This is a genomic window from Pirellulales bacterium, from assembly GCA_035546535.1.
Taxonomy (GTDB): domain Bacteria; phylum Planctomycetota; class Planctomycetia; order Pirellulales; family JACPPG01; genus JACPPG01.
Window position 1 is genome coordinate 18,833 of sequence record DASZWQ010000017.1, and the last position, 22,591, is coordinate 41,423.

The 22,591-nt window shown below is 61.4% G+C and carries 19 protein-coding genes; 6 read left to right on the forward strand and 13 right to left on the reverse strand.

The features are described from left to right. Positions 1-575: 575 nt before the first annotated feature. Together VHD36_01765 and VHD36_01770 are read right to left on the reverse strand one after the other, a co-directional pair. A complete protein-coding gene (locus tag VHD36_01765; GenBank protein HVU86016.1) occupies positions 576-3,143 on the reverse strand; it encodes a protein kinase in 2,568 nt (855 codons plus the stop codon). After that, positions 3,140-3,811: a sigma-70 family RNA polymerase sigma factor gene (locus tag VHD36_01770; GenBank protein HVU86017.1), complete on the reverse strand. Its 672-nt coding sequence runs from the start codon at positions 3,809-3,811 to the stop codon at positions 3,140-3,142. The genes VHD36_01765 and VHD36_01770 overlap by 4 nt, the downstream gene beginning before the upstream one ends. 660 nt (positions 3,812-4,471) lie before the next feature. On the opposite strand from VHD36_01770, the gene VHD36_01775 reads away from it, so the two are divergent. The 3 genes from VHD36_01775 (at position 4,472) to VHD36_01785 (ending at position 7,105) form a co-directional block, all read left to right on the forward strand. Continuing rightward, positions 4,472-5,443 carry a hypothetical protein gene (locus VHD36_01775; GenBank protein HVU86018.1) on the forward strand — a complete coding sequence of 324 codons (972 nt, stop codon included), beginning with the start codon at positions 4,472-4,474 and terminating at the stop codon, positions 5,441-5,443. Between the two features lie 166 nt (positions 5,444-5,609). Further along, positions 5,610-6,017, forward strand: coding sequence for a hypothetical protein (locus VHD36_01780; GenBank protein HVU86019.1), 408 nt, complete (start codon positions 5,610-5,612; stop codon positions 6,015-6,017). A 332-nt stretch (positions 6,018-6,349) separates the two neighbouring features. Next, a complete protein-coding gene (locus tag VHD36_01785) occupies positions 6,350-7,105 on the forward strand; it encodes a DUF1080 domain-containing protein (protein ID HVU86020.1) in 756 nt (251 codons plus the stop codon). Between the two features lie 23 nt (positions 7,106-7,128). Here VHD36_01785 and VHD36_01790 read toward each other — a convergent pair whose 3' ends face one another. Next, positions 7,129-8,088 carry an alpha/beta hydrolase gene (locus tag VHD36_01790; GenBank protein HVU86021.1) on the reverse strand — a complete coding sequence of 320 codons (960 nt, stop codon included), beginning with the start codon at positions 8,086-8,088 and terminating at the stop codon, positions 7,129-7,131. Positions 8,089-8,291: 203 nt separating this feature from the next. Between VHD36_01790 and VHD36_01795 the strand changes: the two genes are divergently transcribed. Beyond that, the gene (locus VHD36_01795; GenBank protein ID HVU86022.1) at positions 8,292-9,131 is read left to right on the forward strand and encodes a ThuA domain-containing protein; all 840 of its coding nucleotides are present in this window, start codon (positions 8,292-8,294) and stop codon (positions 9,129-9,131) included. Positions 9,132-9,149: 18 nt separating this feature from the next. Here VHD36_01795 and VHD36_01800 read toward each other — a convergent pair whose 3' ends face one another. The 3 genes from VHD36_01800 to VHD36_01810 all read right to left on the reverse strand — a co-directional run bounded on the left by VHD36_01800 (position 9,150) and on the right by VHD36_01810 (position 13,754). Further along, the gene (locus VHD36_01800; protein ID HVU86023.1) at positions 9,150-10,523 is read right to left on the reverse strand and encodes a DUF1501 domain-containing protein; all 1,374 of its coding nucleotides are present in this window, start codon (positions 10,521-10,523) and stop codon (positions 9,150-9,152) included. Positions 10,524-10,538: 15 nt separating this feature from the next. Beyond that, positions 10,539-13,058 carry a DUF1553 domain-containing protein gene (locus tag VHD36_01805; protein ID HVU86024.1) on the reverse strand — a complete coding sequence of 840 codons (2,520 nt, stop codon included), beginning with the start codon at positions 13,056-13,058 and terminating at the stop codon, positions 10,539-10,541. Between the two features lie 204 nt (positions 13,059-13,262). Continuing rightward, positions 13,263-13,754, reverse strand: a complete 492-nt coding sequence (locus tag VHD36_01810) for a 3-hydroxyacyl-ACP dehydratase FabZ family protein (GenBank protein ID HVU86025.1) — start codon at positions 13,752-13,754, stop codon at positions 13,263-13,265. A 527-nt stretch (positions 13,755-14,281) separates the two neighbouring features. Here VHD36_01810 and VHD36_01815 point away from each other — a divergent pair. Further along, positions 14,282-14,614 (forward strand): RNA-binding protein, encoded by a 333-nt coding sequence (locus tag VHD36_01815; GenBank protein HVU86026.1) that lies wholly within the window; start codon positions 14,282-14,284, stop codon positions 14,612-14,614. Positions 14,615-14,723: 109 nt separating this feature from the next. On the opposite strand, the gene VHD36_01820 is transcribed toward VHD36_01815, so the two are convergent. From VHD36_01820 to VHD36_01850, 7 genes are all read right to left on the reverse strand, one after another. Then, on the reverse strand, positions 14,724-15,227 hold the full coding sequence (locus VHD36_01820) for an SET domain-containing protein (protein ID HVU86027.1): 504 nt from the start codon (positions 15,225-15,227) through the stop codon (positions 14,724-14,726). 45 nt (positions 15,228-15,272) lie between these two features. Further along, the gene (locus VHD36_01825; protein HVU86028.1) at positions 15,273-15,476 is read right to left on the reverse strand and encodes a hypothetical protein; all 204 of its coding nucleotides are present in this window, start codon (positions 15,474-15,476) and stop codon (positions 15,273-15,275) included. 246 nt (positions 15,477-15,722) lie between these two features. Beyond that, a complete protein-coding gene (locus tag VHD36_01830) occupies positions 15,723-16,667 on the reverse strand; it encodes an alpha/beta hydrolase (GenBank protein HVU86029.1) in 945 nt (314 codons plus the stop codon). Between the two features lie 150 nt (positions 16,668-16,817). Continuing rightward, positions 16,818-18,701: a M56 family metallopeptidase gene (locus tag VHD36_01835; GenBank protein HVU86030.1), complete on the reverse strand. Its 1,884-nt coding sequence runs from the start codon at positions 18,699-18,701 to the stop codon at positions 16,818-16,820. Then, the gene (locus VHD36_01840; GenBank protein HVU86031.1) at positions 18,698-19,081 is read right to left on the reverse strand and encodes a BlaI/MecI/CopY family transcriptional regulator; all 384 of its coding nucleotides are present in this window, start codon (positions 19,079-19,081) and stop codon (positions 18,698-18,700) included. The genes VHD36_01835 and VHD36_01840 overlap by 4 nt, the downstream gene beginning before the upstream one ends. A 153-nt stretch (positions 19,082-19,234) precedes the next feature. Continuing rightward, the gene (locus tag VHD36_01845) at positions 19,235-20,227 is read right to left on the reverse strand and encodes an MBL fold metallo-hydrolase RNA specificity domain-containing protein (GenBank protein ID HVU86032.1); all 993 of its coding nucleotides are present in this window, start codon (positions 20,225-20,227) and stop codon (positions 19,235-19,237) included. Between the two features lie 90 nt (positions 20,228-20,317). Further along, complete coding sequence (locus VHD36_01850; GenBank protein ID HVU86033.1) at positions 20,318-21,211, reverse strand: sugar phosphate isomerase/epimerase; 894 nt, start codon at positions 21,209-21,211, stop codon at positions 20,318-20,320. Between the two features lie 288 nt (positions 21,212-21,499). Here VHD36_01850 and VHD36_01855 point away from each other — a divergent pair, with 288 nt between their 5' ends. Next, complete coding sequence (locus tag VHD36_01855) at positions 21,500-22,291, forward strand: undecaprenyl-diphosphate phosphatase (protein ID HVU86034.1); 792 nt, start codon at positions 21,500-21,502, stop codon at positions 22,289-22,291. Positions 22,292-22,591: the final 300 nt, after the last annotated feature.

Genomic DNA, 22,591 nt, shown 5'->3' on the forward strand with positions numbered 1-22,591 from the left:
AAAACCTGATCCTGAGGCCGACCCCTTCATGCCTAAAAACGCTTCTTGCGTCGTTGACCCGACCCGACGACCTTCTTGCTGCGCGGCAGAGCATCACTCCGCCGGACGCTCGATACTAACGCCTGTTATCCACGCGCGGACTCTGAGGTGCCGACTGCTCGTGTCGAAGTACGGGAACCGGAATGAGCTTCCGACAACTGGTAAATGGCGACAGCACGGCGCGATCGCTGCGCGCCACGACCCGCCGCCAGATGCGGCGCGAGTCGCCAACGAAACTGTTCCACCCCTCTCGCAAGAGATGACGCAGCAACATTTCTGTTCCTTTTGCGAAACCAGCCGTCCGCCCAAACGCTCCCCAACGCCAACCGTGCGCCAGGGCTATTCCCCAACGAAATCCGGCGCGGGCAAAACGCTCTCCTGATCCCATAAACTGGCTCATGTGCGACGATACCGGGTGCCCTGGTGCCTGTCCAGCAAGTTGCCATTTCCTTACGCGTTCTTAAGCTCACTGCCGCCCACCTACATGGAACGCAAATAATTTCGCCGTCTCCCGCCTTACAACCGTGCGGCTTCATTCACCATAGAAATAAATTCTCAGGCGAGTGGTGCAGCTTGAATTGAACTGGTTCACCGACCAAAGCGCTCCACGTGTGCCGCTGTTCGGGCGTGAGAATTGTCACGATGTCGTCTACCGTTCGCCTCATCGTATCGGTCAATTCGCGCGGCCCCGGCGGACCGCGGTGTGGGCCGTGATGATCGTCGTGTGGCGGAGGAGGGCGCCGATCGGATCGCGGCGGACCGTCGAAGCTACCGCGCCTGTGCCCGCTACCAGGCGGATCTGCTTCGTTCTCGCGCGCGGTGTGCTGCTCGAAAGCGACGTGGCCGTCATCCTGCACGATTTCCGACGACGATGGTTCCGATCGCGGCGGCCGCCGATCGTGAGGCTCGAACATGTCGTCATAGGGCTTGGGCGGAGGGGCCGCATGCCAATCGGGCGGTCCGTCCTCCGGGAAGGGACGATCGCGGAATTGTCGCCGGTGCGGGGCATGAGCCTCGATGATGTCGGTGATGCGTTGGCGCTGATCGCTCGACAAATCCAGCGCCTCGATGACTTCCTGTCGCTTGAAAGCGAACGGGCCCTGCTGCTGCAAGGCAATCTGTCGCAAACGCTCCATTTGCCGTGGACCAATGACGCGTGCAATTTGCTCTTCGTGCAAGCGCAACGATTCCGCGAGCAGGTGTTGCCGCTGTTCGCGCGTGAGCTGCTGATCGTTTGTCTCGGCCTGCTGGGCCCAGAGCTTGTCGATGAGTTTCTCTATCTCTTCTCGCTGCGAGTTGCCGATGCCCAGCTCTTCTTGCACCCGCTCGTCGGAAAGCAGCACGAGCGGCCCGAAGCTGCTCAAGGTCGTGAGCTCGTCGATGATCTTCGCAACCCATTGCCGCGTCGCGGCTAGCTCCGCCTGTACGGCCTTATCGTTGCGGTGCTGCTCGAGAAACGTCTCGTAATAATCCAACGCCGTTTCCAAGAACTTGCGGCGCGATTGCAACATCGAGGGCTTACTAGTCAATTCCTCTTCGCTGAGCTGTGTGAAGGCATCCACCGCTTGCCGGGCCTGTTGAAAACTTTGATTCGCCGCCGCGCGCTCTTCGACGACCCGCTGATACGCCACCTTGGTTTTCGCATGCTCGCGCGCGATCAGAATCGTACTCGCGAGCAATCCCAGCGAAACCAGCACGAGCGATAACACGCCCGCCACCACGATGGGCTTATGCCGCCGTCCCCATTTCACCACGCGATCGAGCGCGCTCGGTCGCCGCGCAGAAATCGGCTGATGATCGAGAAACCGCTGCAGATCATCGGCCAGGGCCTGGGCCGTCGCATAGCGTTCGACCGGCAATTTGGCGGTCGCCTTGAGCAGGATCGTTTCCAGGTCGAGTGGAATATTGGGGTCGACCGCGCGCGGCGTGCGCGGCTCGGCAATCGCGATCTGCCGCAGCAGGACTCGCCCGTCGGAGTCGTCGAAGGCGGGCTCCAGCGTTAATAGCTCGTACAGAGTGATGCCGAGCGAATAAATATCCGTGCGGTGGTCGAGCAATACGCGCTTGCCGGTCGCCTGCTCGGGACTCATGTAACGAATCGTGCCGGGCAAGTTGCCGGTCAGCGTCAGCCCTCCTTCGGCTTGAAACTGCGCGAGGCCGAAGTCCGTGATCCATAACTTGCCGCGCGCGTCGAGCAAAAGGTTGCCCGGCTTGACGTCGCGATGGATCACGCCCATCTGGTGTGCGTGCTCCAGGGCTTCGGCTGCCTGCACGCCCAGCCGCGCCGCGGTCTGATAGAAGGCCAGCCGTTTCGTTTTTTGTTCAGCCGAGCGCAGGCCGGTCAATGGCGCCGTCTCGCCGGCGCGCAACGTATCGTGATGGGGCGTTGCCAGGTCGGCGGATACGGCAGCACGTTTACCGCCAGGATTAGCCGCGGGCTCGCCCTTGACGATGACCCAATCCTCGGTCGGGCTTCCCGCGCTGCGATGCGCTCCGCGCTGGAGGCCGCGCGCTTCGCGCGCCATGCCAAGAATCAGGCTCCCGAGCGTCTCGCCCTCGATCAATTGCATCGCGTAAAAGTGGACGCCGCGCTCACAACCGACAGCGTAGACAGGCACGATGTTCGTGTGGTGCAATTGCGCGGCGGCCTGCGCCTCGTTCTTGAATCTTTGCAAGCGCGTGACGTCAAGTGCCGATGCAAAGGGGAGCACCTTTAGCGCCACGCGCCTCCCTAACGACAACTGCTCGGCCTCGTACACCACCCCCATGCCACCGCGGCCAAGTTCGCGAATGATGCGAAAATCTCCCAAGGCGGCGGGCATCGCCACCGGGCTGGAGGGCGTTGCATGATCGCCGGGATTCAGCCGCAGCCGCGGTGCTGCCGCGAGCACGATGGCCAGACTATCGAGACAAGCAGCCAAGGCCGACGAAATATCGGCGTGCTTCGCTAGAAACTCGTCGCGATCCGGCGGATCGCCCGACTCGATCGCCGCCACGTACTCGTGCAACGCGCGGGCAACGCGCGGATCGTCCGTGCAATCGTCGGCGCAGCTGGCGCCAACGGCATCGTCAGGCCGCGTCCTGTTGTCGAATTCGGCGGTCACGTGTGCGCCCCCATCTCCTGACGCAACCGTGCCAGGCCACGCACCCACAGCTTTTGGACGCTGTCTTCGCTGCGTTCCATCCGCGCGGCGATTTCCACGAAGGGGATTCCTTCCAGGTGCCGCAGCACGATTACCTCGCGATAATCGGGCGGCAGTCGATCCAGGGCATCGGCCAGCATGACCGCATGCTCGCGCCGCGCGGCATGGCTGCTGGGGCTTTCATGCGCCGATACCAACTGCTCGTTCATGATTGCCGATGATTGCCCCATTTCCTGGATCATGGCCCGTTCCAGCCGGATATCGCGTCCCTTGGTACCCAGGTAGTGGCGCACGAGGTTAGAAAGCCTCGCGCCGAGGATTTGCCGCAACCAGGCGACGAATTCCCCTTCGGTCGAACCACGAAATTGTGAAAAATTACGGTGCGCTTCGAGAAAAGTCTCTTGCACGGCGTCGGCGGCGTCGACTTTGCCCTGCAGCCGCCGCCCGATCTGCACGCGCGCCATAAGCGACAAGTAATTACGGTACAGCTCCAGCAATCGGCCGAGTGAGCCCGCGCCGTCGCGCTTCGCCAGCGCGATCAATTCGGCGGGATCCGAGCCGTCGAGCGGCAAAGAGTCAACGACCGCCTTGGGAGATTCGGGAAGCCCTTGCTTGCTAGTCGGCACCATGGCTGATTGCATTCAGTCGTCGTCTATCCCCGCCCCCGCAGGGATATCCGTCTATCCTACTCAGAAAGGCCCGGGCGCACCCCGTTAGTGGCTGTGGTGATAGTCACTCTTGCGGGCCAAAACCGCCGCGGAGGGCGGTAAAAACGGCCAAGTCGTCCTAAAATCGCCCCGAACCGGATGGCACGCACCGAAAGCTCAAGGTCCAGTGGCGGATCGATGGACATGCCGCGGCGCCACTTCCTCGGCCCGAGCGGCCAGAAAATCGTCTTCGGCGCGGCGGATTCCACCGCCCCTTCGTGACTACTGTCTCAGAAAGGCCAGTTCCGCGGCAGGCAAAACATCTGGATGGCTCGCGGAAACGTGACGGCGCTTCGATTCGTGGTGGGGGCCACGATCGGGCAGGAACAGAGAACATCAAAGCGAAGCCGGCACCCGCCCAAAGCCGGCGGTTTCGTCGATTCGCTTGCCTGGCAGCCGCGGCCTGACGCACCGTGCCAACGGTTGTCCACGCCGAGTACTCGGCACCGTCGGTGTCTTTGCGCGTGGCGGACGTGCAAGCTGTGTGAAGTGTTCTGATCGACGTGTTGATTGACGACCTTGTCCGCCCGCGCGAGCCAGGAATCACAGGAGGCACACCACGATGACCAGGAGAGCTGGCACATGGGATCGAAGGATCTGAAACGGAATTCCCCAACTCGTCGTCTTGGTTTCGGTGAGCAACTCGAGGACCGGCACTTGTTGTCTGGCCATGGGCTAGCCTTTACGCCGGCCCTGCAACAGTTTGAATCGCATCTTGCGCCATCGGCGGCGGCCCAACTCGCGGCGCATGCGATTACGTCCGCCATTTCGCATCTGACTTCGTCCTCCACGTCACACACCGTGTTGACGACACAATTGACCGATTCGAGCGGCACGGCTACCGGCACAGCGACGTATTCGACCGGTACCTATGACGGCACAACCGAGACCCGATTCACGGTCTCGATCTCGGGCGCCACGGCCAATACGACCTACGACGTTGCCGTTGGCGGTACCGATGTCGGTACGATCACGACCGACGCCAACGGTGCCGGCAAGCTCGTGCTCTCGAGTAACCCCGACTCCAACGAACAGTCGTTACCGGCGAACTTCCCCACCACGGTCACCTCAGGAACAGCGGTCACCGTCGGCACGCTGAGCGGTTCGCTGGCCACGCCGACCAATTCCGGTGGTGGGTGCGGCGGCGGCGAGCACGGCGGATTGACCGACGTCACCAGGCTTACCGCGACATTGACCGACCCGAGTTCGAGCGCAACCGGCACCGTTTCTTACAAGAGCGGAACCACCGAGGACGGTACGACCGTAACCCGCTTCAAGGTCACGGTCACCGGCGCCACGGCCAGCACCACGCTCGACGTGGCAGTTGGCGGGACCGTGGTCGGCCAGATCACGACCGACGCGAGCGGCGGCGGATCGCTCACATTGTCGAGTCATCCGAAGAATTCCAACGAGCAGTCGCTGCCGTCGAATTTCCCAACGTCGATCACTTCGGGCACTGCGGTGACGGTGGGGACGTTAAGTGGCACGTTGGGCACGCCGAGCGAATCGAGCGGCACGTCGAGCTTTCGATCGTTCTTTGCGCGAGGCCGCTGAGTGAATTGAAAGACCTTCAACTACGGAGTCTGACGTTGACGAACCGGCCAACGGTGATGACCCGATCACGTTAGCTGTTCGGGCCCTTTTGCCCCTGGGCTGGAATGGCCGTTGGCCGGTCGTCTTTTTTTCTCACGATGAGTGCCGGGAACCGGGGGAGGCAACAATGGCACGATTACTTCTGACGTCGATGGTCTTGTGTGGTTTGCTCGCCGGCCGCGCGACAGCGCAAGGCGGCGGAGGAGGCTGTGCCCGCGGCGGCGGCATGCAGTCGCGCGGCATGGGATCGCTGATGTCGCCGCTGGGTACGAGCGGCACGACCGCGGCGCTACGACAGGCGCAGCTCGCGTATCAATATCAGGCGCAGTTGGCTTATCTGCAGCAGCAGTCGCAACTCGAACAAGCGTATCTGCGTCAAGAAAGCGATCTGGTCGCGAAGAAGCAGGAAATGCGCGAGCGGAAGATCGCCGAACGGCGTGAACGCAAGGAATCGGAAAAGGCGCGCCGCCTGGCTGGCAAGGCGAATGCCGCGAGGCAGAAAGAGGCGGCGCCGAAGTTGGCCGCTCTCCCGTAGTTCAAATAGCTCGTGTAACTCGACGACGCCGCGCGGAACGTCGAACTTCGCGCGGCGCCGCTCTCCGTGCGATTTTCGTTGCGCGACCCTCTGGCACCAGAGCGGCAACGTACCGCTCTAGAGAGTCGTAGCGGGTGCTCCGCAGGGATGCGGCCCGCTACGATTTTTTTATTGCGGCCATGAGCACATGTCTCTGTAGCCGGCCTTCTTTGAGGCCGACGCTTCATTGTATCGCTTCCGAGGTGATAGATTACGGCCTGCAAACGCTTTTGCTGGCCTGCCCGCCGCTGGTGCGTTATGTTGGGCCGCACCTTTAACAGGAGAAATCCAACATGCGATCCACATACACTCTGCGCGCGCTTTCGCTGATATTGATCACGACTGGCCTCACACAGGCCGACGAGTTCAAACGTGAGACCTTCGGTACGGCCGGCTTCGTGTCAATCTTTGATGGCAAGACCCTCAATGGCTGGCATGTGAGCGCACAAACCGGTCATAGCGGAGCGAGTCAACATCGATCGGGCGGGCGCTGGGGCGTCGAAGACGGTGCCATCACCGGCAGCCAGGATACGCCCGGTAACGGCGGCATCGTTCTGACCGACAAGGCGTACGGCGACTTCGAAGTCGTTGTGGAGATGAACAACGACTTCGGGCCCGACAGCGGGCTCTTTCTGCGCAGCACCGAGAAGGGGCAGGCCTATCAATACATGGTCGACTACCACGCCGGCGGCAATCTGGCCGGCATCTATGGCGAGGGACTATCGGGCGGTATTTCGCTGCGCAATTTCGATTTCGTCGACAAAGTCACCGATATCAGGCCGCACGATTGTCCGTTTCCGCTCCCGATCAAGCCCGTCGACTGGCCGAAGCTCTGGCAGCACGGCAAATGGAACGAATTGCGGGCCCGCATCGTGGGGAATCCGCCGACGATCACCACCTGGATCAACGGCGTGCGCTTCATGGAATTCACCGACGTCGAGAAACGCCATCCCGACTCAGGCGGCATCGCGCTACAGGTACACGGCGGCGGCGATTTCACCAAACAGTTCGTCCGCTACCGCGGCATTCGGGTAAAAGTCTTGGACTGATTTGGCGCGCGTAGGCAGCGTGCTTAGTCCAATTGCTCGCGAATGAACTGCATCGCCCGGGCGTTGGCCGCGGCCAGGGCTTTCGGATCGCCGCCGCCCAGGCCATGCTCGGCGCCTTCGAGCGTGATCAGCTCGTGCCAGACGCCTTGCTTGGCCAGTCCCGCGGCCATGTCGGCCGACTCGTGATAGGCCACGTCGGTATCGGCCGTCCCGTGAAGTAGCATTGTCGGCGGATAGTCAGGGCTGAGGTTGCGCACGGGACAATACGGCGTGATCTTGTCACGCTCGGTCTTCGGGTCCAAGCCCGCGACTTCGCGCGTCCATAGGCCATTCTGGCGCAGATACAAATAGTACTTGCCGCGATCCCGTCCGACGCCTTCGGTCTTCACCTCTCCGCCCACGACGCTCAGGGCTTCTTCCCGCGTTACCAATGGCTGCTTGCGATAGTGTTCCGAGGGATCGGTATACCAGGGCGCGTCGATATCGCCGTAGCCGTAATAGGCGAGCAGAGCCTTGGGGCGCGGCGTGACGCAGATGCCCGACATCAAGGTCAGGTAGCCGCCGGCCGATCCGCCGGCGACGAGGATTCTCTTGGGATCCATGTGATATTTGCTCACACCTTCACTGTGGATCCAACGAAAGGCGTCCTTCAAATCCTCGATGATCGCGGGCAATTGCACCTCGGGTGCCAGCCGGTAATCGAGCGATACCAGGACATAGTTCTGGTCATTGCACAGCTTGCGGATATCGCCCGGCACGCCCTGCCGGCTGCCCATGATCAGGGCTCCGCCGTGAATCCACACGACGCACGGCCGCGTCTGGTCGCCGTTGCGGCGATAGATGTCGGCCTCGATCTTCGTCGGGCCAACGGTTTTATAGACGACTGTTTCCTTGTGCCAATCTTCGGCCGCCGTGGCCGAAGCGGCGAAGAGCGACAAGCAGATCATGGGAAAAATGCTCGAAACCGATATCCGACGGCACATGGGAAATCCTCGCTTCGTGGCGACCCTCGACCCGCCGCGTAGTCTGGCAGCCGGGACGGGTGATCGCAAGTCAAGACGGCCGCCAGACGCTGAGGCTGCCGTTTAGCCCGCTTGCGAACTCTCGCGACGGAGACGATGATCGCTGGGGTTCGGATCGTCCGCCCGCACCGTATTTCAATCGCATCGCGAAGGAGAATTCACAAGTGGCTGAACCGAGAAACTGGTTTCGTGGTGTGGTCCTCGTGCTCCTCTTCGCGGGAGCGATTCCGCGGGCGGTTACCGCTGACGACAAACCGATCCGGGCACTCTTGGTGATCGGCGGCTGCTGCCACGACTACGCCGCGCAGAAGGATCTGCTCACGAAGGGGATCTCGGCGCGCGCCAATGTCACCTGGACGATCTCCTACGATCCGGACAAAACGACCAGCCACATGAACCCCGTCTATGAAAACCCGGAGTGGGCGGCTGGCTTCGACGTGGTCGTCCACGACGAATGCTCGTCCGACGTCAAGGATCTGGCCGTGATCGAGCGCATCTTGCGGCCGCACCGCGAAGGGTTGCCGGCCGTCGTCTTGCATTGCGGCATGCACTGCTACCGCAGCCAGGGCTATCCGAAAGAAGTGACCCCGTGGTTCGAGTTCACCGGCTTGCCCTCCACGGGCCACGGCCCGCAATTGCCGATCGAGGTAACGTTGATCGACCGCGGCAGCCCGATTCTGCAAGGGCTCGACAACTGGACCACGATCAACGAAGAGCTTTACAACAACTTCATCGGTAACGTGCTGCCGACGGCGCGCGTGTTGGCGCGGGGTGCGCAGCAGGTGAAAGGTCGCGATGGCACGGTGAATACCGTCGATTCGATCGTCGTCTGGACGAATCTCTACAACGAAAAGACAAAAGTCTTCGCGACGACGCTGGGGCACAATAACGCCACCGTTGAGGACCCGCGCTATCTCGACCTGGTCACGCGCGGCCTGCTGTGGTCCGTCGGCAAGCTGGACGCCGAGCACCTAAAGCCGGCGAAGAAGGTGCTCGCCGACTAGTCTTGCAAACGGCGCGTTTTACGCCACCACGTCGTGCGCCACCGTGCCGGCCAGGTCGGTCAGGCGGACTTCGCGGCCGCTGTACTGGTAGGTCAGCTTCGTGTGGTCCAGGCCGAGCAGGTAGAGCATCGTTGCGTGCAGGTCGTTGATGTGCATCTTCTTGTCGACGGCCTTTTCGCCATGCTCGTCGGTCGAGCCGTGGCGATAGCCCCCTTTGACGCCGCCACCGGCCATCCACATCGAAAAGCCGGTCGCGTTGTGATCGCGGCCGTCGGCACGCTGGGCGGCGGGCGTGCGACCGAACTCACCACCCCACACGACGAGCGTATCCTTGAGCATGTCGCGCTGTTTGAGGTCGGCCAGTAGCGCCGCGATCGGCTTGTCGATCGCGCGAGCGTTGGTTGTCAGCTTGGCTTTCAAGTTGTTGTGCTGATCCCAGCCGCCCATGCCCAGTTCGATAAATCGCACGCCGGCTTCGGCGAAGCGCCTCGCAAGCAGGCATTGCCGGCCGAAATTGTCGGTGCCTTTCGTGCCGATGCCGTAAGCTTCGCGCGTGGCCTCCGACTCGTTCGAGATGTCCATGATCGCGGGCACGGCACCCTCCATGCGGAAGGCCAGCTCGTACGATTGGATCAACCCCTCCAAGTCCGTGTTCACGCCGTCCTTCTGCAGGCGGTCTTTATTGAGCGTGGCCAACAGGTCGAGCTGCTGGCGTTGCAGTTCGGCAGAAAGCTTGGCATTGCCGATGTTGGCCATGCGGCCGCCGCCGTTGCGTTCCTGCACGCCGTCGATCTTGATGCCTTGATAAGAGGCCGGCAGGAAGGCGCTACCGTAGCTCGGCGCGCCACCCGCCGGATTGATCGTGATAAAGCCGGGCAACTCGGCGTTCTCGCTCCCCAGCCCGTACAGTGTCCAAGCGCCCATCGACGGGCGTTGAAAGCGGAAGCTTCCGGTGTGCATTTCGGCCACGGCCTGCGGATGCACGCCCACGTCGGTGTACATGCTGTTGAGTAAGCACAAGTCGTCGGCGTGCTTGGCCAGGCTCGGAAAGATATCCGGCAGCCACAGCCCCGACTTGCCATGCTGGGCGAACTTGAACGGGGACCGCATCAGCTTGCGATTCTTGTCGCCGGCGGCCTTGCCGTCGTCGGACTGCAAGCGCGGTTTGTAGTCGAACGTGTCGACGTGTGACGGTGCGCCCTGCATGAACAGGAAGATGACGCGCGTGGCGCGCGGCTTGAAATGTGGCTTCTTGGGCGCCAGCGCATTCGGCGCCTCGGACGTACTGGCTTGCGCGGCCAGGTTCGAGAAGGCCAGATACCCGAAGCCGCAAGAAGCGGCCTTCAGCAGTTCGCGACGCGTCCAGACATGCGGGCGGAAGTTGTTCAACATTTCGCAGGACCTTATTCAATACACGTAACGGAACTCGCCCGACTCGAACAACGTCTGGCAGAGGCTGGTCCAGGCAGCCTGTTGCGGATTTTTGTGACCGCTGTCGAAGAGCTTCTGCCGATAGCCGTTTAGATACTTGGCCACCGCCGCGTGTTCTTCCTTCGTGGCGAGCCGCGATAGCGCCAAGCGATAAGCCATGTCGATCCGCGTCGCCTGGTCACGATCCTTGTCCTTCAAAATGCGTTTGGCCATCTCCTCGGATTGCCGTAGCACAAACGGGTTGTTCATCAGAAACAGCGCCTGGGTCGGCACGGTGGTCACGTCGCGCTTGCCGACGATCAGGCTGGGATCGGCGGCGTCGAACACTTGCATGAAATCGGGCAAATTACCGCGGACGATCGGCAAATAGACGCTGCGGACGTTAGTCGCCTTGTGGACTTCTTGCAATTCGCGGCCGCGCACCGGTCCATTATCGAGATCCATGACGACCGAACCCGTCGGCCGCTCGAGGTCTAGCTGGCCGCTGGCCATCAGGATGGCGTCGCGAATTTCTTCGGCGTCCAGACGGCGCCGGTCGACGCGCCATAAGTAAATATTCGCCGGGTCGTGGTCGTGGTTGGCCGCGTCGTAGTCGCTGCTCAACTGATACGTATGGCTCAGCACGATCGAGCGGATCAGTTTCTTGACGCTCCAGCCTTCGCTCATGAACTGAAACGCCAGGGCGTCGAGCAGTTCGGGATTGCTTGGCTCGTTGCCGAGAACGCCGAAATTATCGACGGATTCGACCAATCCTTGCCCGAACAGGTGTGACCACACTCGATTGACCATGACCCGAGCCGTGAGCGGGTTGGTCTTGCTCGCGATCCATTGCGCCAATTCCAGCCGGCCGCTACGGCGTGGATTGAGGTGATTCGTCGCGGGCGTTTTCAACACGGTGAGCACCCCGCGCGGCACCTCGGCGCCTTTATCCTTGATTTCGCCGCGCACCAGCACCTGGCAATTCACTGGCGATTTCGACTCGACGACGCCCATTGCCAGGTTGCTGGTCGGTGTTTTTTGGCCTTCGAGCTTTTCGATCTGGTCGCGCAGCTCCTTGACCTTGTCGCGCACCGCCTGGTTATCGACTCGCATGTTGCGCGCCTGGGCTTTGGCCATGTTCATGCCCTTGCCCTTGGCTTTGCCTTTCGGCAATGAGGCCCTGGCAGCCTGGCGGGCCGACTTGTGAATCTGGTCGATTTCGCCTTCCAAGCGAGCAATTTCCCGCTGACGTTTTTGTTCATCCTTGAGCGCCTCGGGCGATGGCTTGAGGCTGCGCGGCGTGTCGGCCAGGGCGATCAGTCGTCCATCGAGTGCGGCTTTCTTCCCGGCTTCCGTGCCGGACAGCGTCTCGGTGCTGCGAAAGATGCCCGCCAACGCGTAGTAATCGGTCGTGGGAATTGGATCGAACTTGTGATCGTGACAGCGGGCGCAGGCGATCGTCATACCCAGCATCGCGCGGCCGACGACGTCGATCTGGTCGTCGATCACGTCCATGGCGAACTGCTCTTCGTTGCGCGTGTTGACCCCCTTCGGGCCGATGGCCAAAAAGCCAGTGGCGACCAGGTGCTCGTTCTTCTGCTCGGCGCCGCGGGCCGGCAAAAGGTCGCCGGCGATCTGTTCCATGACGAACCGGTCGTACGGCTTGTCGGCGTTGAAGGCGTCTATGACGTAGTCGCGATAACGCCAGGCGTAGCGATACGGAACATTGCGGTCCTTGCCGGTTGACTCGGCATAGTGCGCAACGTCGAGCCAATGCCGGGCCCAGCGTTCACCAAAACGCGGCGAAGCCAACAAGCGATCGACAACCGTGGCAAACGCTCCGCTTGATTCGTCCTTGAGGAAGGCGTCGACTTCGTCGGGTGTGGGTGGCAAACCGGTAAGATCGAAGGTCACGCGGCGGATGAGCGTCAGGCGATCGGCATCACGCGCTGGCGTGAGATGCTCTCTTTCTTGCGCCGCGCGCACGAAACGATCGATGTTCGTGTGCGGCCAGCGCGAATCGTTCACTTCCGGCGGCGGCGTCAACTTGGGCTGCTTGAAGGCCCAGTATTTTCGTGCCTCGGCCAGGTCGATCTTGTTGCGCGGCTTGGCCGCTTTGCCGACGCGCGGATCAGGTGCGCCGCTATTGATCCAGTCGACGATGTCCTGAATCGTCGCTTCGTCGAGTTGCCCCTTCGGCGGCATCTCGAGCCCTTCGTAGCGGATGGCCTGCACGAGCAGACTGTCGTCGGCGCTACCTGGCATGACGACGGCGCCGGAGTCACCACCTCGGTGCATTCCCTCGGCCGAATCGAGCAGCAAGTGTCCCTTCGCCTTGGCAGCATCGCCGGAATGGCACTCGTAGCAATTGTGAACGAGGACCGGGCGGATCTTCTTCTCGAAGAAGTCAACGCCTTCCTTCGAGAGCTTGGGCTTGGGAGGCGCCGCTACGGCGCATGTCGCCGAGAGAATCGCGGCAACCAGAAACCAGCAACAACAGATTCGTGGCAGCCGCATGGGATAGAACCCGACACGCCGGCTAGAAATCACCCTCAGTCCGCCCCTTCCATTATTCTATTTCAATACGTATCTAACACCCAAATTGGCAAGAGCGACCGGCCGAACCTGACGATTCCGTAGGATTTACGGTCCGCAGCAGGGATCTACGGATCGATTCCGTGAGCCGCGCGCCCCGATCGTGCGGCCCAGCGGCGTCTGACATTAGAGGGAGGGCAGGCCAATGCCGCGCAGTTCGCCGTCGCAGACGAGCCTTTGCTCGACGAAGCATTGGAAGCGATAGACGATCATAACGCCACGGCGGATTTTCAAGACCTTGGCCATGATCACGAGCCGTGACGGAACGGCCACCGTCTCGCGAAAACGTACCTGGTCAAGCCCTCCAAATCCCAGCACCCGGCCATCGGTGAGATTGCGACTTTGGGCGTGGTAACTGCAAAGCTGTGCGGCCGCCTCGCAAATCAGAACGCCCGGTGTCACAGGATGTGCCGGAAAATGGCCGCGGCACCAGAATTCGTTGGCCGTCAAATCCTTGTAGCCAACGACCGTTTGCGTGGCCTCGTCATCGTGGACCACCGCGGTGAGCTGCTCCATCTCGAACCGCTGCGGGTTGACGCGGCGAATCGCCTCCTGGTCCGCGATCACGCGATCCAGGCAGAAGGCCTCATGAGGCACGATCGGTTCCGTTGTGGGCACGTCGGTCTCCGCCGAGGGATGAAGCACCGGGCTGGGTGAATCAGGAGCCAGTGGTGCAGAGCCACACCGGCAACGCATAAATCGTCACCGGGAGCAGCCACCTTGCCGGGCATCAGCCAACAGGCTGAAAGGCCTCCTGTCTCGGCCGCGTCATGGTATCAAACAGGGCCTGCCGGTCAAATCGACCTCATCGTCGGTACGAATCCGTGTCCGCTGCTAAACGTATTACTTGGATCAGGGGCTGTTATCCCCATTGTGGACGGGTATACTAACGGAGCCGGTCGGTCCGCCGAACAGGAATTGACTGCTCCGTCTTATCCAAGACTTAATCCAGAGCGGACAACCCCCTCTCGCCTTCCTGCCTGCTGGGTCCGGTCTTTTGCGACCCCTTTCTTTGTCAGCTCGGAAAGATTTTTGTAGAGCCGGCGCATGGTGATTGGTCTCGGAATGTCGAACTCAAGCAGTCATCGGGGCTCGCTTGGCAAACGCAATTGCATTCCGGACGGAACGCATTCAGGAGATGAGCGGTGGGAAAGAAACTGTATGTCGGTAATCTGAGCTACGGTGTCAAAAGCTCCGACCTGGAGACACTGTTCTCGCAGTTCGGGCAGGTGCAAAGCGCGCAGGTGATCGAAGATCGCGAGACAGGGCGCAGCAAAGGCTTCGGCTTTGTCGAAATGAGCAGCGATGCCGAGGCACAGGCAGCCATTCGCGGCCTGCACGAGCAGGAGCATGAAGGACGTCCGCTGACGGTGAACGAAGCTAAACCGCGCGAAGATCGTGGCGGCGGCGGGGGCGGTGGACGCCGCGGTGGCGGCGGTGGCGGCGGCTACGGCGGTGGCCGCGGCGGTCGCTACTAGACCAAACCCCAAAGAAGTACCCGAAAAGCATCGATGTTCGCAAAAGAGGCCGGCGAGAAGCCGGCCTCTTTTGCGCGCGGCGCGGTGGAGGTCGCACACCGACGAAACTCTAGCCGTCGCCGTTGGTCGAGGCGCGCTCGGTGGAAGTTTCTACTCGATCGAGTTCTGCGGCGGCGACGATCCAGCGCCGGCAATCCTCGGCTCCGCACCGGCAGGGGATCGCCCACGCGGCGGGCCAGCCGTAGTCGATCGTCAGTTCCGATCCGTCGGCGATGCGTGCGATGGCGATGACGTATAAGCGCCTTTGGCGCCCTCCGCGCACTCCCTCAACGTCGAACCAGTGCAACTCACAATTGGGTTCGCAGCTGTGATTCATATAGCGAAATGGCGTGATCGGTTCCAAGGAGCGATGATCGCCCAGATCCATGCAGTAGCGAGATTCGTGTTCGCGATCTTCGATGACCTCACCATGCACCTCGCCGATGACCTCGTACTGGGCGAACCACCGCTCGGCGAAGACGCCGCGCCCCACGCGGCTGCGGCCGACGCGAATACGACCTGGCTTCGTTGTTTTAGGATTGCGAACCCCTTCATCTTTGAATTTGCCGGGCATGCATGCTCCTCGAAGCTCTCGCGGCCGCGTTTCCACAGAAACTTCCTAGACCGCCCGGACCGCCGCATAGCCTGAGGCCGTCAGGCAAAACGCATTCTTGGGGCCCGCGCTCGTCACGAGGCCATCATCCATCAGCCGCGTCATGGCAGCATTTAAGCCCGAGTCCAAGTTGTGGATGAAGAGCATTTGCCCCGGCCCGACCCGATAGCGGCGAAATATCGCGAGAACTTTGAGCGCCGCGTCATCCATCGGACGATTCCTTTGCGAAGGGGCTCGCGGGAGAGGAAACTGCCTTGTCGCGAGCGTGAGAGCGAAAACCGGACCTCACCTTCCGTAGTTTGGCCGCACCACCGACAAGATTGTACCAGTTTTGCACGCCGCGTGCGCGCCAAACCCATCATCCTCTGGCGAGGGTCGCCGCGACCTCACGACGGACTTTGACGCCCCGTCCGATCGTGCCGCAATACCCGTTGAAGGCCTGAAGAGACGATCGCTTCAGCCGGCTTTGAGCTTGTCGATCAAGAACGCCACGACCTTCGTGCCCTGTTCTTCGCGTGCCGCGCGGCCGCTACTCCCGTCCAGCAACAACAGGCAATCGATGCCGTTCTGCTTGCACCGATCGGCGATCGCCGTCGAATGTTTCGGATGATGCAGGTATGCGCCGCGGTCCTTAGGCTCCTCGTCCGGAAACGAGCATGCCAGCGCCACGGGCACGTCGTCTTTCGTGATCAGGTTGACCATGCTGCAGTCGCGCATCACTCGATCAGCCTCGGGCGTATCTACATCTGCCGCAGAGGCGAATCGATAAAATTGGACCCACTCCGCCGCGCCACGCGCAAAGGGCGAATCGCCGACGATTTGTTTCCAGTCGCGTAAATCGTAGGAAGCCTGCCCCTCGAGCGAACCGGCCGCAGTCAAGCGCGACGACTGTCGCAGAACGGGATCGGTTGCCTTGGGATCGGCCAGGTCGTCATGAAACGCCAGCCACAAGCTCGTGCCCGCTCCGGCTGACCCGCCAAAGGCAGCGATCCGCGCGGGATCGATGTTGTACTCCTTGGCGTGCGCGCGGAGATACTGAATCGCGCGCGCCGCATCCCGCAAGATATCCTGAATCGCGGCATGTTCACGGAAACGATAGTTGATCGACGCGAAAGAAACGCCGGCATCCAGACACTGGCGGATCACGGGGCGATTACGCACCTGACCTTTGTCGCCATTGACGAATCCACCGCCGTGGATGAAGACCACCAGCGGCGTTGGTTTCTCCGATTTCGCTTTCCATAAATCGAGGACGTTCCGCTGGTGCGGACCATAGGCGACGTTTTCCACGTCGGGTCCATTCGCCTGCGGATCAGCGGCCGGCGATGTGGCCACCAGTGTGAGAACCAGCGCAACAAAACCGAACAGGATGCGGACGGCGGATAGCGAGCGCGGTTTCATGGCAATTCCCCTCCAGGCTGCTCGAGGCGCGCGAACGCGCGCCGCCGACACTCTGGCAGCATAATCCCTGCCGCGGGAGACTACCACATTCTCAAGCCAACCGAGGGAACGAGTTTCACTTCGTAGGCGACCTTGTGCTGACGATCGCGGCTACTTCGTGACCCGTTCAAGCACATAGATATAAGCTGGCGTGCCCGCAACGGTCTTGAACTCCGTGGGGCGCGGCAGATCTGGGTTGTAGCTGTAGCAGATTTTCAGCTTGTCACCTTCCAGCGAGATGATTCCTTTCAGGGTTTTGTCGCCTAGCCGGTCCGCCCCCAGATCGACCCACATCGGTTTCTTGCTGACTTCGAGTTTCAATTGATAAGCGGCCGTCCGTCGATTGGGCCGAAGCCATTTGTCGCCGCTAATCGCATCGATGGTGCCGGCCGCTTGCGACTCGTCGTGGCCCGAGAATTCACAGTCGATGATCTTCCATTTGCCTTGCAGCTTCTCGAGCTCGGGCGAAAGCTTGGCGGCCGCGGTCGATGCGTTATCTGCGGTCGCAGTTTTCACGCCCACTCCGTTTGTGCGTTCCAGCACGTACAAGTAGCCCTTGGCGTTTGGCGTCGTTTTGAATTCCGACGGCCGTGGAAGTTTCGGGTCATAGGCGTAGCAGATAGTGAGCTTGTCCCCTTCGAGTGAACAGATTCCCTTCAAGGTCTCATCGCCAAGGCGATCGGCCGATAGATCGACCCATATCGGGCTTTTGCTGAGATCCATCGTCAGCCGATATTCGCCCGTCCGGCGACCTGGGCGCAGCCATTTGCCATCTTGAATTGTGTGTACCGTGCCCACGATGCCTGCGTCGACTCCGCCCGAGAACTCACACTGGACGATCTTCCACGTGCCATCAATTGGCTGATCGGACTTCGCATCAGGACTAGTGTTTAACGACGCCCCCTCCTGTTTGTCCTGGGCGTGCAGGTTCGCAGTGATGGTCAACCCTGTCCCCGGGACAAACAGCAGAAGGCCTGCCATGAAAACCGCACGCGCGAAGTGGTTGGCTCGACGTCGGTCGGCGCTTACGTACCGCATGATGGCCTCCAATCTTTGTGAATTGACTTCCAAGGGTCGTACTCCGGGCAAGGCGACAAGCGACCGCAATCTTCCTCGCTGCTCGAGAACGTTCAACAACGCCCGCGCATACACAACCGGCTTACAACCGATGCCGGCGATGACCTCTTCGTCGCAACAGTGCTCGCGGGCGCGGCTCATATTTTGATTCACCCACCAGATCAATGGGTTAAACCACCAGATCAGCTGTGCGGCGAGTTGCATCTTGCTTGCCAATTCATCGCGTCTGCGAACGTGGACTAGCTCGTGTGCCAGAACGAGTTCGGCGTGTTCGTCAGCCATACCGGACAAAAGCGATTCGGGCAGCAGGATCGTAGGTCGCAACAGCCCGAATACCGCGGGACCGATCGGCCGGGATGTGACGGCGAGCCTGACGCGCCGACCTATCCCCAGCCGACGCGACAGCTCGATGATCGCGACCCTGTGCCGTTCGTCGACCGGAAGGCTCGAGCGCCGGATCAAGATCGAGGCAACGAAATGTTTACCGGCAACGTAAACCACACCGAGCGCGAGGCCGCCAGCCCAAACGTAAAACCCGATAACGCCTGCACGCGGCCACTTAATCGTTGGATGGCGAAGTTCGCCGGCGGCGGGCCCGCTGTCGTGCCGCTGCTGTGCAAATTGTTCGCTCACCGGCGCGATGGATGCTGAGGGTGCTGAGGCGTCCTGGGGAACGACTTCGGTGGCGAGGGATGTCGATTTCGAATTAACTAGTGCCCAGCTGAAGAGACTCGTCGGACTGCTCCAGACTGGCGGCACGAGCGCCTTGAAAAGAACGAGCATCCACAAGGCGTAGGCCAACCGAGGTCTTCGACGGCACCACAGCCTCACTGAAACCGCGACCAGGGTCGCAACGACGGCCACTTGCCAAAGTTGAACCCACGCCAGCTGCGCGAAATCGTCGAGATAGCGGTTCATGGCGAGCCTCTTTCCAACTGGTCCAATAGTTTGCGTAGTTCTTCAATCTCGTCGGTGGTCAGTCCACGATCGTTGACCATGTGTTGAAAGAGTGGGAGGACTTCGCCGTCGAACAGCCGATTGAGCATGTCGTCCACGACCTCGCCGATGACGCGCCCGGGCTGAACGGTTGGCCGATAGACATTGCTACGACCGACGCGAATCGTCTTGACGTATCCTTTCGCCTCCAGCCGGCGCAAGTATGTCTGGACCGTCTTGAAATCGAGCCCGCGATCCGCCGGGAGTGCCTCAAGCACCTGGCGGACGCTCGCCTGGCGCAATTCCCAGACGACGCGGGCAATCTCTAGTTCCGACTTGGCTACCGGTGGTCGCTTGGCCACGAAATACTCCTCCGCATCACGCTTACATTTGAACGCTATGATAGCGTTCAAATGAACGCCGTCAATGCCCGTGTGAGATTTTTTGGCAAGAATGAATCGTAGGCTGCCGCGCCCCCTCGGTGCTACGGCGCAGATAATCGACATCGCGCCGGATTAGAAAAGTCGCAGCTGCACGGCCGAGGCTATGGCCAGCGCCCGGGAGCCAGGACAGTGCTTACCGTCGAGCGGATAGGCCCGATGCCCAGCCCGGCGTAGGCAATCGACAAAGCTTTCGGGGCCATGCGTGCAATAGACGACGCGCGGCGCGACTTGCTCAATGGCCGACAGCAGTTCGTCGTAGTCGGCATGATCCGAGAGCGGAATGGCATGATCGACGCCCAACCGTCGCGTGGAGTGCATGGCCCAGCCGGTGACTGCGAACGTGACGGGATTTCGGATTCTCCCCAGATCGGCGCGCGAGTGTCGTTGCGGGGGCACGATCACGACGCAATCGTCGCGCGGCTTGCCGCGATACAGTTCGATCGCCCCCAACTCGACGCCGCAATCGCGATAGACCAGGCTGATTTCGTAGATCTCCTGGTGCTGCTGCACTGCGATGCCGGCCATCGCAAGAATGGCCGTCACTTCTTGTGCCTTGCCAAGCGAGTAAGCCTGCACGACAGGCGTCAGGCCGCGCGAAAGCGTCTCACGAATCAGATCCACGAGGCGCTCGATCGCCTCGGCACGAGGCAGATGACGGTGTGCAGGGTTGCCGTAGGTCGACTCGATGACCAGGAGGTCGGCCCGCGGCAACTCGGCACGTTCGGCGGTGGCCGATTCCGCCAGCTTGAAGTCGCCCGTGTACAGCAAGCGTTGCTCGCCGTCGTCGGCCAGCAACATGGCCGATCCCAGGCAATGTCCCGCCGGATAGGTCGTGAGCTGCAGCCCGCCCCAAGAGATCGTTTGGCGGTAGGGCATCTCCAGCACCGGCCGGCGGCCCATCCGCGCGTGATAGAGCCGTGCCGTGTGTGGTGTACACAAGGCAAACTCGTGCCGCGCCATGTGATCACGATGCGCGTGCGAAATAAAGCCGCGCGGCTGGCGGCGCCGGAAGTCGACCGCCAGGTCAGCCCGCGTAAGCTTCAGACCGCGATCGAAGTGAAACATGGCGCCGCGCCTGCTGAGTCGCGATCACATCAACCACACGAGTCACAACATTCACCAAGACGGCGCTCTTGCAAAGCGTCCCCGCGATAGCTAACGCCTCGCGGGCTGCGACGCCAACTTGCCTGCCGGTGACAGGCCCGCGGCTTTCCAGACTTTATCGAGGGCTTGCCCAGCACGCTTGATGCTTGCCTCGCGTCGCAACCCTTTCAATTGATCGGGATGGGCTGCCGGCGTTACGGGACCGTCGAATCCCATTTCGGCAAGGGCCACCAGCGCCGCCGACGAATCCAGTGCGCCCCCCTCGCCGGGAAGCATACGCTGGCTGGCCTTGAGCTCGCCGGCGGGGACGTCGGCCGGCGCATCGGCAAGCCGCGCCGCGATCAGTCGCTCGCCGCCCAATTTCTTGAGTGCCTCGAGCGAGCTGCCGGTGACGTGTAAGTCCCACAGATCGACGATCGCGCCGACGTTCTTGGCCGGTACGCTGGAAAGCAGTAGCAACAGCGCATCGGTCGTGTGAATGAATTCAAAGGCTTTGCCTTGCCGCGCTTCGGGAGCAGTGATCAGGCCGACACCCAGGCGCATGCCGTGCGGTTCGAGCGCCTTCGCCAGCTCGGCGAGCCGTTTACGGATGGTCTCAAACCGCTGGTGAAAGGGCTGCTCGTCGTTGGCGGGCTCGAGCCAGCTGAGGGCCCGACGGAAGCCCCCTTCGGCCGCGACCGTGGCCCATTCGTTCAATTGGGCCAGATCCGCGCGAAAAGTCGTTTCGTCGCCTTGCCAGCGCGTCGGCAGTTCGAATTCGCCGACTTGCAACTTGGCGCTATCCAGCAATCGCCGGGCGTGTGCCGCACCGTGCGATTTGACCTGCGCGACATACTCCATCACATCCAGACCGAGCCCGCGAAATCCGAATGACAGGGCCGACTCGATCAACTCACTCTGACTCCCCGAAAGGCCCAGGGCCTTGGGGCTCAGATTCTTGAACATCCGCTCCTCCGGTACCTCGATTCGCTGCACTGTTGACCAAAACGGCATTATGGCAAATTGCGGCGTTTCTTCAACCGCGGTGGCGCGCCGCCAGCATCCTGTGCATCGCGGGAACGACGCGGATTTGTTTTCCGCAGCCGACGTGTGGGATTGAGCTATATTTGACGATTCGCCGGCCCACGTCTCAGGGCCATCAGACGCTATCAACCTGTCCATGGCACGCCGGACGAAGGGCGTGGCTGTGCTACGTTTCAGCGCTTACTTTTCAATACTTGCGAGCACCTGCGCATGGAATACCTTCGCATCATCATCCTGGGCATCGTGCAGGGAATCACCGAGTTCCTGCCGATCAGCTCCGACGGCCACCTGGTGGTCGCCGATCAGCTCGTCGAGCGGTTTTCCTCGGTGCCGCTTTCGAAGCAAAGCATCATCGTCACGATCATCCTGCACTTGGGTACGCTGGCCGCGATCCTGATCGTCTACAGGGAGCAGATCCTGCGTTTGCTCACCAAGGACTGGCGTGTCATCGGGCTGTTGATCGTGGGAACCATTCCGGCGGCCGTCACCGGTTTGGTGCTCGAAGAGCTTTTCGAAGATTATCTGGTCAACCCACTGCTGACCGGCTGCCTTCTGCCCCTGAACGGATTATTGCTGTTTTACATCGACCGCAAGAAGCAGGGGGACGTCGAGTACGAGAACCTGAGCTACAAGCAAGCACTCTTTATCGGCTGCTGCCAGGCGTTCGCGCCGCTGCCGGGCATCTCGCGCAGCGGTACCACGATCGCCGGAGGTCTGGCGGCCGGAATGCGTCGCGACGCGGCCGCCACGTTTTCCTTCCTGCTCGCCATTCCCGCCATCGGCGGCGCGGTGACCGTGGCCTTTGCCAAGCTCTTGATCAAGGGAGCCGAGGACCTTCCCTCGCCCGGCGTGTTGGTCTTGGGGGCCGTGATCTCATTCGTTGTCGGCCTGGTGTCGCTACGTCTCTTGCTGCGGCTGTTGCGCGAAGGACTGCTCGACCCGTTCGGCTACTGGTGCATCGCGCTGGGGCTGGGTGTCGTTATTTGGAAGTTGTTCAGTTGAGCGGGGCGCGAGCGTTTACTTGGCGCGGATCGGCACCCAAATTATTCAATTAGTGGAATTATTCAACGCGAAAAAAGCACTTCGCGTTCCGTCGAAACAGCGCGGCAGGTAAAGGGCCGAGCGAAACGGGGTCGCCGATAACGGGACGGCACGGACGAAGTGACGATCGTGTTTCTGTCGGGCCAAAGGCCCGCAGCTCACATCTCGTCGAGCCGCAGTTGCTCGGCGGCGATGCGGTAGAGCGTCCGCTCGAGGCGACGGTGATGTCGCGGCGCTTGGGGCCGGGCGTGAGCATGCCCT